The organism is Mesoterricola sediminis (genome assembly GCF_030295425.1).
Taxonomy (GTDB): domain Bacteria; phylum Acidobacteriota; class Holophagae; order Holophagales; family Holophagaceae; genus Mesoterricola; species Mesoterricola sediminis.
In genome coordinates this window covers 3,340,156-3,353,457 of the sequence record NZ_AP027081.1, presented here as the reverse complement: position 1 = coordinate 3,353,457, position 13,302 = coordinate 3,340,156, and the positions used below count along the sequence as shown (strand labels likewise).

General features: G+C 70.9%; 10 protein-coding genes. 9 read left to right on the top strand and 1 reads right to left on the bottom strand.

Annotated features, from left to right (window positions below):
* Window positions 1-234: 234 nt before the first annotated feature.
* The 9 genes from R2J75_RS14685 (at window position 235) to R2J75_RS14645 (ending at window position 11,876) form a co-directional block, all read left to right on the top strand.
* The gene (locus tag R2J75_RS14685) at window positions 235-1,791 is read left to right on the top strand and encodes an ABC transporter ATP-binding protein (RefSeq protein ID WP_243345904.1); all 1,557 of its coding nucleotides are present in this window, start codon (window positions 235-237) and stop codon (window positions 1,789-1,791) included.
* A complete protein-coding gene (locus tag R2J75_RS14680; protein WP_243329956.1) occupies window positions 1,781-2,839 on the top strand; it encodes an ABC transporter permease in 1,059 nt (352 codons plus the stop codon). The genes R2J75_RS14685 and R2J75_RS14680 overlap by 11 nt, the downstream gene beginning before the upstream one ends.
* Before the next feature lie 9 nt (window positions 2,840-2,848).
* Window positions 2,849-3,781, top strand: coding sequence for an ABC transporter permease (locus tag R2J75_RS14675; protein WP_243329958.1), 933 nt, complete (start codon window positions 2,849-2,851; stop codon window positions 3,779-3,781).
* Between the two features lie 50 nt (window positions 3,782-3,831).
* The gene (locus tag R2J75_RS14670) at window positions 3,832-4,911 is read left to right on the top strand and encodes a BMP family ABC transporter substrate-binding protein (RefSeq protein WP_243329959.1); all 1,080 of its coding nucleotides are present in this window, start codon (window positions 3,832-3,834) and stop codon (window positions 4,909-4,911) included.
* A 114-nt stretch (window positions 4,912-5,025) separates the two neighbouring features.
* Entirely contained in the window at window positions 5,026-7,266 is a 2,241-nt protein-coding gene (locus R2J75_RS14665) for a xanthine dehydrogenase family protein molybdopterin-binding subunit (RefSeq protein ID WP_316410469.1), read from the top strand.
* Window positions 7,259-7,738 carry a (2Fe-2S)-binding protein gene (locus R2J75_RS14660; RefSeq protein WP_243345907.1) on the top strand — a complete coding sequence of 160 codons (480 nt, stop codon included), beginning with the start codon at window positions 7,259-7,261 and terminating at the stop codon, window positions 7,736-7,738. The genes R2J75_RS14665 and R2J75_RS14660 overlap by 8 nt, the downstream gene beginning before the upstream one ends.
* The gene (locus R2J75_RS14655) at window positions 7,735-8,607 is read left to right on the top strand and encodes an FAD binding domain-containing protein (protein WP_243345908.1); all 873 of its coding nucleotides are present in this window, start codon (window positions 7,735-7,737) and stop codon (window positions 8,605-8,607) included. The genes R2J75_RS14660 and R2J75_RS14655 overlap by 4 nt, the downstream gene beginning before the upstream one ends.
* Window positions 8,608-8,672: 65 nt before the next feature.
* Window positions 8,673-9,812, top strand: a complete 1,140-nt coding sequence (locus tag R2J75_RS14650; RefSeq protein ID WP_316410468.1) for an MFS transporter — start codon at window positions 8,673-8,675, stop codon at window positions 9,810-9,812.
* A gap of 102 nt (window positions 9,813-9,914) precedes the next feature.
* Complete coding sequence (locus R2J75_RS14645) at window positions 9,915-11,876, top strand: hypothetical protein (RefSeq protein ID WP_316410467.1); 1,962 nt, start codon at window positions 9,915-9,917, stop codon at window positions 11,874-11,876.
* On the opposite strand, the gene R2J75_RS14640 is transcribed toward R2J75_RS14645, so the two are convergent.
* Complete coding sequence (locus R2J75_RS14640) at window positions 11,860-13,263, bottom strand: lipase family protein (RefSeq protein ID WP_243329973.1); 1,404 nt, start codon at window positions 13,261-13,263, stop codon at window positions 11,860-11,862. The genes R2J75_RS14645 and R2J75_RS14640 overlap by 17 nt on opposite strands.
* Window positions 13,264-13,302 lie beyond the last annotated feature (39 nt).

Here is a 13,302-nt window from a genome sequence, read left to right as displayed (position 1 = left end):
TGAAAAAAATTTGACATCATGGTCGCTTTTTTGTTTATCCTCATTCCCATATCCAGTCCATGGTTTCTTTCTCCGCCTGTTCCGCTCGCCGATCTGAGGTCCTGGTCGGTTAACGGTCTGATCGCAACATTCACCCGTTACACTTTTCAACAGCGATCCGTCCCGCTGCTTGGGGTTCCTCTGGCCTCCGGCGGCTTCATGAATGAAACAGACAAGGCCCGAACGGACTCAGCCATGACCACGCCGGCCCCAGCCACACCACGCCTCGCCATCCGGGGAGTCCGCAAGGTCTACCCCTCGGTGGTCGCCAACGACGGCGTCGACCTGACCATCCTGCCGGGCGAGATCCGGGCCGTCCTGGGCGAGAACGGCGCCGGGAAATCCACGCTCATGAAGATCATCTACGGGGTCACCCGGCCGGACGAAGGCGAGCTCCTCTGGGAGGGCCGCCCGGTCACCGTCCGCGATCCCGCCCACGCCCGGTCCCTGGGCATCGGCATGGTCTTCCAGCACTTCAGCCTCTTCGAGACGCTGACGGTGGCCCAGAACGTCGCCCTCGCCATTCCCGGCAAGCTGGACCTGAAGGGCCTCTCCCGGCGCATCGAGGAGATCTCGGAGCGGTACGGCCTCCCGGTGGATCCCCGGCGCCTGGTGCACGCGCTGAGCGTCGGCGAGCGCCAGCGGGTGGAGATCATCCGCTGCCTCCTCCAGAATCCCCGCCTCCTCATCCTGGACGAGCCCACCTCCGTGCTGACGCCCCAGGCGGTCCGGCGCCTCTTCGAGACCCTGCGGCAGCTGGCCTCGGAGGGGGTCAGCATCCTCTACATCAGCCACAAGCTGGACGAGATCCAGGAGCTCTGCCACACGGCGACGGTGCTCCGGAACGGCCGGGTCACGGGCCACTGCGTGCCCTCCCAGGAGACCCCCAAGTCCATGGCCCGCCTGATGATCGGGGAGGACATCCCCACCTTCAGCCACGGCGAGCCCGAGGAGGGCCGGGACGTCCGCCTCCGCATCGACGGCCTCTCCCTGAAGTCGGAGGACCCCTTCGGGGTGGACCTGAAGGACGTGAACCTGGAGGTCCGCGCGGGCGAGATCGTGGGCATCGCAGGCGTCTCCGGCAACGGCCAGCAGGAACTCCTCAAGGCCATCTCGGGCGAGGAGCCCGTGGCGGACCGGCGCTGGATCCAGGTCTGCGGGGTGCCCGCGGGGCGCATGAACGCGGCCCGCCGGCGCGCCCTGGGCCTCTGCTTCGTCCCGGAGGAGCGCCTGGGCCGGGGCGCGGTTCCCCGCCTGAGCCTGACCGAGAACATCCTCCTGACGGCCTACCGCCGCAGCATGCTCCGCTTCGGGATGATCCGGCGGAAGGCGGCCAGGGCCTTCGCCGAGGACTGCATCCGCCTGTTCGACGTGAAGTGCGGCGGACCGGCCTCGGAGGCCAAGTCCCTCTCGGGCGGCAACCTCCAGAAGTTCATCGTGGGCCGGGAGATCCTCCAGGAGCCCAAGGTGCTCGTCCTCGCCCAGCCCACCTGGGGCGTGGACGTGGGCGCCGCCTCCTTCATCCGGAAGCAGCTGCTGGCGCTCCGGGAATCGGGAACGGCGGTGCTGGTCATCTCCGAGGAGCTCGACGAGCTGTTCGAGATCTGCGACCGGCTCGTGGTGATCGCCAAGGGGCGGCTCTCCCCGGCGAAGGCGACCTCCGAGACCGGGGTGGAGGAGGTGGGCATGTGGATGAGCGGGCTGTGGCCCGGGGCCGAGACGGCCGGCGGCGAGGGTTCCCATGTGGCTTAAGTTCGAACAGCGTCCCGAACCCTCCCGCGCCATGCGCTACCTGTCCCCGCTGCTGGCGGTGGCCCTGATGGTGGCGTCGGGCATGATCCTCTTCCACCTCCTGGGCAAGAGCCCCACGGAGGGGTTCAAGGTCTTCTTCCTCAACCCCATCCAGGACAAGTATGGCATCGCCGAGCTCTTCCTGAAGGCCACGCCCCTCATGCTCTGCGCGGTGGGCCTGGCGGTGGGCTTCCGCGGGAACATCTGGAACATCGGCGCCGAGGGGCAGCTGCTCATGGGCGCCGTGGCCGGGGGCGGGCTGGCCCTGCATTTCCACGGGAGCGCGAGCCCCCTCCTGCTCCCGTCCATGATCGCGGCGGGCGCCCTGGGCGGCATGGTCTGGGCGGCCATTCCCGCCTTCCTGAAGACCCGCTTCAACGCCAACGAGATCCTCACCAGCCTGATGCTCGTCTACATCGCCGAACTGCTGGTGTCCTGGCTCGTCCACGGCCCCTGGATGGACCCCGACGGTTTCAACTTCCCCCAGACCCGGCTGTTCCACGAGAAGGCGATCCTGCCCATCATCCTCCAGGGGACCCGCCTGAACGCGGCCCTCTTCATCGCCATCGGGGCCCTGGTGGCCGGGTGGATCTTCATGAACCGCAGCTTCGCGGGGTACCAGATGAAGGTGGCCGGGCAGGCGGAGAACGCCGGCCGCTACGCGGGCTTTTCCGCAAGGCGGACGGTGTGGATCGGCATGCTGGCCGGCGGCGCCATGGCCGGCATCGCCGGGGTGAGCGAGGTGGCCGGTCCGGTCGGGCAGATCACGGAGCACATCTCGCCGGGGTACGGATTCGCCGCCATGATCGTCGCCTTCGTGGGACGCCTGGAGCCGGCCGGCATCTTCCTCTCCGGGCTCCTCATGGCCCTGCTCTACATGGGCGGGGAGCAGGCCCAGCAGTACCTGGCCCTCCCCTACTCGATCTCCAAGGTGTTCCAGGGGCTCCTGCTGTTCTTCCTGCTCTGCTCCGACGTGTTCATCACCCACCGCCTCCGCTGGAAGAAATAGGGGCACGCCATGCAACCGAGCCTCCTCTCCTCCATCCTCTTCGCCACCGTGGTGGCGGGAACCCCCCTGGTCATCACGGCCCTGGGCGAGCTCGTCACCGAGAAGTCCGGGGTCCTCAACCTGGGCGCCGAAGGCATCATGAGCATGGGCGCCGTGGCCGCCTTCGCGGTCACCCTGCACACCGGCAGCCCCCTCCTCGGGGTCCTGGCGGGCCTGGGCGCCGGCATGGCCATGTCCCTGATCTTCGCCGTGGCCTCCCTCACCTTCATGGCCAACCAGGTGGCCTCGGGCCTGGCCCTCTCCATCTTCGGGGTGGGCCTGTCGGCCTTCATCGGCAAGCCGTACGAGTCCCAGGCCCTGCCCAGCCGCGCCACCTGGGACATCCCGCTCCTGCACCGGATTCCCGTGCTCGGCCACGCGTTCTTCGAGCACCAGGCCCTCGTCTACTTCTCCTGGATCCTGCTGGCCGCCGTGGCCTGGTTCCTGTACCGGAGCCGGACGGGCCTCGTGCTCCGGGCCGTGGGCGAGGCGCCGGCCGCGGCCCACGCGGTGGGCTACAAGGTGGTGCGCATCCGCTACATGGCGGTGCTCTTCGGCGGCGCCATGGCCGGGATCGGGGGCGCGTTCCTCTCCGTCTTCTACACCCCCCTCTGGGTGGAGGGCATGGTGGCCGGCCGCGGCTGGATCTCCCTCGCCCTCGTCGTGTTCGCCACCTGGCGCCCGGCCCGGGTCCTGGTGGGGGCCTACCTCTTCGGCGGCGCCATGATCACCCAGATGTTCGTCCAGGGCTCGGGCATGCACCTCAGCGTGCCCTCCCAGTTCCTCTCCGCCCTCCCCTACGCGGCGACGATCATCGTCCTCGTGCTCATCAGCCACAACCGCGCCACCATCCGCCTCAACTCGCCGGCCTCCCTCGGCCAGCCCTTCAGTCCGGAAGCTTGACCCGACCCGCCGCGCCCCGCGGCCCCAACCCCCCTTTCCTGGAGGTCACCATGAAAGCCCGGAACACCGTCCTCACTGTCCTCGCCGCCTCCGCCGCCCTGGCGGCCGCGCCCCCCGCCCAGGTGGGGTTCGTGTACGTGTCCCCCGTCGGGGACGCGGGCTGGACCTACCAGCACGACCTCGGCCGGAAGGAGATGGAGCGGGCCCTCGGCGGCCAGGTCACCACCAAGTTCATCGAGAACGTGCCGGAAGGGGCCGACGCGGAGCGCGTCATCCGCCAGCTGGTCACCGGCGGCGCCAAGATCGTCTTCACCACGTCCTTCGGCTACATGAACCCCACCGAGAAGGTCTCCCGGGCCTTCCCCGACCGGTTCTTCTTCCACGCCACGGGCTACAAGACCGGCAAGAACTTCGGCATCTACAACGCCCGGTTCTACGAGGGACGCTACCTGTGCGGCGTCATCGCCGGCAAGATGACCAAGTCCAACGTCGCCGGCTACGTCGCGGCCTTCCCCATCCCCGAGGTCATGCAGGGCATCAACGCCTTCACCCAGGGCATGCGCAGCGTCAACCCCAAGGCCGAGGTCCGCGTGATCTGGGTCAACTCCTGGTTCGATCCCGGCAAGGAGCGCGAGGCCGCCCTCACCCTCATCAGCCAGGGCGCCGACATGGTGACCCACCACACCGATTCAACCGCCGTCGTCCAGGCCGCGGAAGAGAAGCACAAGGAGAACAAGAACGTCTACGCCTTCTCCTACCACTCCGACATGGCCAAGTACGGCCCCACCGCCCAGCTCACCGGCACCACCCACCACTGGGGCGAGTTCTACACCCGCACCGTCAAGGAAGTCCTCGCGGGCACCTGGAAGGGCACCAACGTCTGGGGCGGCTTCAAGGAGGGGATGATCAAGCTCGCGCCCCTGAACAAGGCCGTGCCCGAGGACGTCAAGAAGCTGGTGCTCGCCAAGGAGAAGGAGATCGCCTCCGGCAAGCTGCATCCGTTCGCTGGTCCTGTCGTCAGCCAGGACGGCAAGGAGCGGGTGGCCAAGGGCAAGCACATGACGGACGCCGAGCTGGGCGCCATGGATTACTACGTCCAGGGCGTGGCTTCCACCCTGCCGAAGAAGTAATAATCGTTTCTTGAACCTGGCGGGCCCGAGGGGGTTGGCCCCCTCGGCCCGCCGCTACATACTGGAACCCGTGATTACGAAGACTTTGACAACGACAAACCGAAGGGGGCCGGCGTGATCGGCGCTTCCACCATCCGCAAGGAGGGCCGGGCCAAGGTGCTTGGAACGGCCAAGTATACGGACGATCTCGACCTGCCCGGCGCGCTCCACGGCGTGACGGTCCGGACCCGGTGCGCGCGGGGCGTGCTCCGCGGCTTCACCTTCCTGGACGGCGTGCCCTGGGACGAGATCACGGTGGCCACCGCGGCCGACATCCCCGGCCGGAACATCGTGGCGTCCATCCACGACGATCAGCCCTTCCTGGTGGAGGTGGGCGGCACGATCTCCCATCCCGAGCAGGCCGTGGTCCTCCTGGCCCACCCGGACCGCCAGGTGGCCGAGAAGGCCCGGGGCCTCGTCCGCCTCGAGGTGGATGAATTGCCCGCGGTCCTGGACATCCCCGCCAGCCTCGCCTGCGACCCCGTGATCCACGGGGAGCGCAATGTCCTCAAGGAGATCCTCATCACCAAGGGGGATGCGGACGCCGCCATGGCGCGCGCGGCCCGGGTCTTCGAGGGCGAGTACCGCACCGGCGCCCAGGAGCAGCTCTACCTGGAGCCCAACGCCATGATCGGCACGGTGGAGGAGGGCCCTGCGGGACGCGAGGTGACGGTCTCCGGCTCCCTGCAGTGCCCCTACTACGTCCACGACGCCCTCATCCAGCTCTTCGGCCTGCCCGCGGAGCGGGTCCGGGTCGTCGCCCTGGAGATGGGCGGCGGCTTCGGCGGCAAGGAGGACTTCCCCTCCGTGATCGCGGGCCACGCGGCCCTGCTGGCCCTGAAGGCCGGGCGCCCCGTCAAGATCGCCTACGACCGCGAGGAGGACATGGCCGCCACCACGAAGCGGCACCCCTCCCGCACCCGCGTGCGCACCGGCTTCGACGCCGAGGGGCGGCTCGTGGCCATGGACATCGACTTCGTGCTGGACGGCGGCGCCTTCACCACCCTCTCGCCCGTGGTGCTGAGCCGCGGGGCGATCCACGCCTGCGGGCCCTACCGGTGCGGCGACGTCCGGGTCCTGGCCCGGGCCGTCGCGACGAACACGCCGCCCTGCGGCGCCTTCCGCGGCTTCGGCGCCCCCCAGAGCCTCTTCGCCATCGAGCGGCACATGGACCACTGCGCCCGCGAGATGGGCCTGGATCCCGTGGACCTCCGCCGGCTCAACTTCCTGCGCAAGGGCGACACCATGGCCACCGGCCAGGTCATCAAGGACGACCTGGACCTGGCGGGCCTGATGGACCGCGCCATGGAGGAGATCGCCTTCAGGGACCTCCAGAAGGCCTACCGGGTGCGCAACGCCTGGGACGACCCCATCAAGCGGGGCGTCGGGCTCTCCGTCTTCATGCACGGGTGCGGCTTCACCGGCAGCGGCGAGGCCCACATGGCCTCCGTCGCCGGCGTCGAGGGCCGGGAGGACGGCACCGTCGCCGTGCTCGCGGCCTCCACCGAAATGGGCCAGGGCAAGAACACCGTGTTCTGCCAGATCGTCGCCGAGACCCTCGGGCTGCCGGTGGACCTGGTGGAGATGGCCGAGGTGGACACCCGCTTCGTGCCCAACAGCGGCCCCACCGTGGCCTCCCGCAGCACGATGGTGGTCGGGAAGATCCTCGAGGACGCCGCCCGGGGCCTCCGCCTGGCCCTCCTCCAGGGCGGGTTCCTGGCCGAGCCCTACACCCCCGCCCAGTTCAGGGCGGCGGTCGCCGCCGCCCGCGCGAAGCTGGGTTCCCTCAAGGCCTACGGCCAGTTCAAGGCGAATCCCGAGGCCGCCTGGGACGACAAGACCTACCGCGGCGACGCCTACCCCAACTACTCCTGGGCCTGCTACGCGGCCGCCGTGGCCGTGGACCTCACCACCTTCGAGGTGAAGGTGGAGGACTTCGCCGCCGTCCAGGAGGTGGGGCGGGTGGTCAATCCCACCCTCGCCACCGGCCAGATCCAGGGCGGCGTCGCCCAGGGCATCGGCTGGGCCCTGTGGGAGGACGTGACCTTCCGGGAGGGCCGGATGGTCAACAACCAGCTCACCAACTACATCATCCCCACCGCCGCCGACCTGCCCCACATCCGCGTGGCCTTCCTGGAGGCGGGCAACCCCTTCGGGCCCGGCGGCGCCAAGGGCATCGGGGAACTCCCCATGGACGGCCCCGCCCCGGCGATCGCCAACGCCCTGCGGGAGGCCCTGGGGGACCTGCGGCTCGACGAGGTGCCCATGACGCCCGAACGGATTCTTCAGCGCCTGGAGGAGGCCCGCCATGCCTGAGACCTTCCGACTCGATTTCACCGTCAACGGCCAGGCCCGCAGCCTGGACACGCACCCCATGGCCCGCCTCCTGGACGTGCTCCGGGAGGGCCTCGGCCTCACCGGCACCAAGGAGGGCTGCGGGGAAGGGGAGTGCGGCGCCTGTTCCGTCCTGCTGGACGGCCGCGTCGTGAACAGCTGCCTCATCCCGGCCGTCCAGGCCCAGGGCGCCGAGGTGGTCACGGTGGAGGGCCTCGCCGCCGGCGGCGGGCTCTCGCCCATGCAGGACGCCTTCCTGGCCCACAACGCGGCCCAGTGCGGCTTCTGCACCCCCGGCATGCTCATCGCCGCCGAGGACCTCGTCCGGCGCTGCCCGGCCCCCGACAAGGAGCAGGTGCGGGAGGGACTGGCCGGCAACCTCTGCCGCTGCACCGGCTATTCCAAGATCGTGGACGCGGTCCAGGCCGTCGCCCGGAAGGAGGGCCAGCCGTGAGATCCTTCCTCCCCGACTTCCAGGTGCGGGTGCCCGCCACCCTGCCCGAGGCCCTGGACCTCCTGGCCGCCGAACCCGGCGCCTGGACCCCCCTCGCCGGCGGCACCGACCTCATGGTGCTCTTCAACGCCGGGCGCCTCCAGGCCCGCCGGTTCCTGGACCTGAGCCGCCTCTTCGAACTCCGGGGCGTCCAGGACGAGCCCGGCCGCCTGACCCTGGGCGCCCTCACGACCTTCAGCGAACTGCGGGAGCAGCGGGTCGTCCACCAGTGCTTCCCCAACCTGGTCAAGAGCGCCCGCGCGACGGGCGCCCTGGCCATCCAGAACCGGGGCACCCTGGGCGGCAACATCGTCAACGCCAGCCCCGCCGCCGACACGCCGCCGGCCCTCCTGGCCTACGGGGCCGAGGTGGAACTCACCTCCCCGGCGGGCGCGCGGTGGATCCCCTACGCGGACTTCCACCAGGGCTACAAGCGCATGGACCTGGGACCGGCCGAGCTGCTCACCCGCATCCGCCTCCCCAAGCCCGAGGGCATGGGCTACCACTTCTACCGGAAGGTCGGCACCCGCCAGGCCCAGGCCATCTCCAAGGTCTGCCTGGCCGCCTACGCCCGCCTGGAAGGCCGGGTCCTGGCCGATCTCCGGATCGGGCTGGGCGCCGTCGCCCCGGTGCCCGCCCGGGCTACCGGGACCGAGGCCCTCCTGCGCGGCCGCGCCCTGGACGCCCTCCCCTTCGAGGCCGCCCGGGACGCCCTCCAGGCCGACATCGCCCCCATCGACGATATCCGCGCCAGCGCCCACTTCCGGCGCGTCGTGGCCGGCAACGTCCTCGTCCAGATGCTGAAGGAGCTCGCCGCCGTCCGCGCCTGATTCAGACGGCCGCCCTCCCGAACCCCCAGGCGTCATCCGACATCTCATCCCGGAAGGAGTCCAGGATGAAGCTGCGGATCGTCGCCCTGCTGCTGGCATTTTTCGCGATGGGGTTCGGGGACCTCCGCGGCAGTTTCCTCGGCATCAGCCGGGACGTGTTCCAGATCAGCGCCGCCCAGGGGGCCCTCATCCCCTTCTGCGGCGCCCTGGGCTTCGCCCTGTGCGCCCTCCCCATCGGCCTGCTCGCCACCCGCATCGGCAAGAAGCGGGTCCTCCAGGCGGGCCTGCTCGTCACGGCCGCGGCCCACCTGCTGCCCACCTTCGTCCTCTCCCGGTACGTGCACCTCCTGGCCGCCATCTTCGCCATCGGCGCGGGGATGACCTTCCTGCTCGTCGCGGGGAACCCCCTCCTGCGGGACGTGACCGAGCCCGCCCGCTATTCGCGCAACCTCACCTTCGCCCAGTTCTTCAAGAGCCTGGGTTCCATCGCGGGACCCTACGCCCTGGCCCTCCTCGTGTGGATGGGCTTCTCCTGGCGGGCGGTGTTCCCCGTGTTCGCCGTACTCTCCCTCCTCATCTGGGCGATGGTGACCTGGGTGGACCTGCCCGAATCGGCGCCGGAGCGGCCGGCGAGGCTCCGGGACACCCTGTCCCTCCTGGGCGTGCCCTCGCTCCTGGCCGCCTTCCTGGGCATCTTCCTGTTCTCAGGCTCCGAGATGGGCATGAACAATTTCCTCGCCAGCCACCTGTGGCTGACCTTCGGCCTGGATATCCGCAAGGAGGCCATCACGTACGGCCAGGGGCTCTTCTGGGTGAGCCAGGGGGTCGGCCGCCTCCTGGGCACCCTGGCCCTCACCTGGATGTCCACCCGCACCTTCCTCCTCGCCTGCGCCCTCACGGGCCTCGCCGCCCTTGCGGGGCTCATGCTGGGCACGAAGACCGTGGTGATCGCCTGCGTCGTCCTCTGCGGCATCACCTTCTCCAACATCTGGCCCTGCCTCTTCAGCATCCTCCTGGAGCGCCGCCCCGACCGGGCCTCCGAGGTCTCGGGCCTGGCGGTGATGGCCAACGTGGGCGGGGCCCTGCTGCCCCTGCTCATGGGCCGCCTCACGGACCTGCTGGCCGTGCGGTGGGCCTTCCTCGTCCCCTTCGCGGCCTTCGTGTACGTGACCGGGTTCACCCTGACCCTGCGGAGGCGCGCCTGATGGCGACCCACGGGTTGCCAATTCCCGGCATTGGAGGACAATCAAGGCGTCGGGCAGCCCCTTGGCATGGACCACCCCTGCGCCCGCGCCTGGAGGACGGATATGGCACCCCACTGGTTGACCTCGAACCGATGCGTCCGGGCCGGGGCCGCGCTCCTCACGCTGCTGCTGGCCGCCCAGGGCCCCGCCGTCTTCGCCGCCGACCGGGACAAGGACAAGAAGGAAGAGAAGCGCGAAGCGCCCGCTCCCCGTCAGGAGGCGCCGCGCCGGGAGGCCCCGCGCCAGGAAGCCCCGCGCCGGGAGGCCCCCCGCCAGGAAGCCCCGCGCCAGGAGGCGCCCCGCCGGGAGGCCCCGCGTCAGGAAGCCCCGCGTCCGGAAGCCCCCCGCCAGGAAGCCCCACGGCGGGACGCGCCCCCCACGCCCCGGCCCGAAGGCCGCCGCGAGGAGCCCCCCAAGCCCGGCACCTTCGTCCGCCAGGAGCACCAGGCCGACCCGGCCCGGCCGGAGACCCGCAAGGAGGAGACCTTCCGGCCCGTCCAGCCCGCCCGGCCCGAGTCGCCGGCCGCTGGAAGGCCCGCACCCCGGCCGGACACGCCGGCCCCCTCCACCTCGCCCCTGCGCCCCGCGCCCGGGGGGCGAACCGAGACGCCCAACCCGGCGCCTCCCCAGGTCCGTCCGACGCCCCAGCCGCAGACCGATCGGCCCGCCCCCGGTCAGCCCGGTCGTCCTGAGTTCCGCCCAGCCCCCGACTCCCGTCGGGACGGCTCCCGGCCCGGCCCCGGCCGCGGCGGGGACCGGGTCGTCGTCCACACACCCCGGGGCGGCGAGATCCACCGCACGCCCACCGGCGCCATCCGCGAGGTGCGCACCCCCGGCGGCGCCCTCATCTACCATTCCCCCAACGGGGTCCGGCGGGTGGAGGTCGCGCGCCCCGGCGGCGCCGTCGTCATCGCCAACGCCACGGGCCGGAGCGGCTACATCCAGCGCCCCTGGCACTACCACGGGCAGACCCTGATCCAGCGCACCTACGTGTTCAACGGGGTCGCGCGGCCCCGCGTGTACCGCCCCTGGAGCTACGGGGGCCGCGTCTATCCCATCTACGTGCCCGTGCGCCACTACCGGCCCGCCTTCTACACCTGGTGCTACACCCCCTGGTCCCGCCCCGTCACCTACCGCTGGGGCTGGTACGGCCGGCCCTGGTACACCTACTACGGCGGCTACTGGACCCCGTATCCGACCTACGTCAGCCCCGCCTTCTGGCTCACGGACTTCCTGATCGCCACCACCCTGGAGGCCGCCTACCTGTCCCAGAACGCCACCGTCAGCGCGCCCCCCGTGGTGTACGACACCTCGACGGCCATGAGCCCCGAGGTGAAGGAAGCCATCGCCGAGGAGGTCCGCCGCCAGATGGACCAGGCCCGCGCGGCCCAGGCGGATGACCTGGGCTCGGAGCCGCCGGCCCTCTTCTCCAAGGGCGGCCCCCGGGTCTTCCTGGTGAACGCGGACGTCATGACCTACGACGGCTCCCGGGAATGCCCCCTGTCCGAAGGGGACGTGGTCCAGCTCGTGGCCCCCCCCGCCCCCGGCTCCGAGTGGGCCGAGGTGAGCATCCTGTCCAGCCGGGGCCGCTGCCCCCGCGGGTGCGTCGTCTCCATCCGGACCCTGGACCTGCAGGAGATGCAGAACCACATGCAGGCCATCGTGGACCAGGGGCTGGAAAAGCTGCAGTCCGAGCGGGGCGGGGGCCTCGCCCCCCTGCCTCCCCAGGCCTTCGGCAGCACCGCCGCGCCCTTCTCCGACGACCTCCGCCCGGATTCGGACGCCGTGGACGAGCTCAACCGCGCCGTCAAGGACGCCAACAGCTCCGAGCAGGAGATCATCCAGGAATCCGCCAGCGCCCCGCGCTCGAACACCATCACCCTCGGCATGACCCCCGCCGAGGTGGAGGCCGTGCTCGGCAAGCCCCAGACCCGCGTGGAGCTCGGAACCAAGCTGATCTACACCTACCCGGACAAGGACCTGAAGGTGACCTTCCTCAAGGGGCGGGTCAGCGACGTGCAGTAGGCGGTCGCCCCACGGGCGGACCTCCGCGGTGAATCCAGTCGAAGGCGGCCGGCAGGGCCAGGATCGTGCCTTTCACATGGTCCACGCCGGAGCCTTCGGCGGCCACGGCCTTGAAGGACAGGAGCCGGTCGGGGTCCCGGCCCTCGGCGCGGATCGCCTCGCTGAAGCGATCGAGGGCCCGCTGGGCGATGGCGGGGGGGACCTCCTGGTCATCCAGGCTCTGGCCGAAGAAGAGGGGCCGGGTCGGCGCCCAGCCCCCGGACACGTCGTTCTCCTCCAGGACGGCCCGGAAGGGGCTGGTGGCGTAGCCCGGCTCCTCCAGGTTGCGGGCCACCCAGGCGGGGGATAGGAGCGTGCGCAGGACCACCTGGCAGGGGGCTGCCCCCATGCGCTGGGCGATGCGCATGTCGGCCGCGTCGCCGCCCCGGGTGCCGTCCATCCACTGGAGGATGTTGCCGTCCGTGCGGGATTCCAGGAGACGCGGGGCGAGCACCTCCAGGGGATCCATCACCGGGCCGTAGACCTCGTGCCAGGCGATCACCAGGTAGGGCAGGAAGAACGGATGGCTGAAGGGGCGGGAGGGTTCGAGCACCATCCGGCGCACCGCCCCCGGCAGGTCCACGGGGGCCGCCAGGCACGCCGTGCCCGCGAGCAGGAAATCCGCTTCTCCGCCGAATTCCGCCTTCCGGGCCTCCAGTTCCTTGGCGGCGGCGAGGCTCGCGAAGCCCCCCTCGGAGTAGCCGATCAGGAAGACGCGCCCGTCCCACGCGTAGCCGTGGGTGCGGGCATAGGGGTCGGTCGCGAGGGCGTCCCGCGCGGCCCCGATGGCGTCCACCACCGCGTGCCCCAGGGACCGGGCGTGCAGGTAGGGGTGGGTGGCCACGGCGTCGCCGCCCATGCCCGGCTGGTCGGGCATGACGACGGCGAACCCGTAGTAGGCGGCGGCCGCGGCCCCGAAGATCCATTCGTGGCCCTGGAACGTGGAGGGCACCTGGTCCTTGGCCAGCGTGGTCGCATGGTTGTAGATCACCAGGGGCAGGGCGGCCCCGCGGCCCACTCGCCAGGCGGGAGGCAGGAAGTAGCGGCCGCTCTGGTGGCAGGGCTCCGTGGCCTGGCCACCCGCGCCATCGGGCAGGGGATGGCCCTCCCGGTCGTACAGGGGGCGGCGGGAGCGGTACGAGAGGGGGGCCGTGCGCACCACCCATTCCGGCAGGCGCGGGCCCGTGAAGCGCTCGAGGGCGTCCACGCAGCTGATGAACGTGTCCCACCAGAGGGGGTCGCCGCTTCCGGTGGGGAGGAGGGTGGGGGGATCCTGGGCGCGCAGGGGGGCGAGGGCCAGGGCGGCGAACAGGACGGCCGGGGCCAGGCAGCGGCGGATGACATTCACGAGGGCACCTTGTCAGGGAAGGGCGGGGGGAGGGGAGGG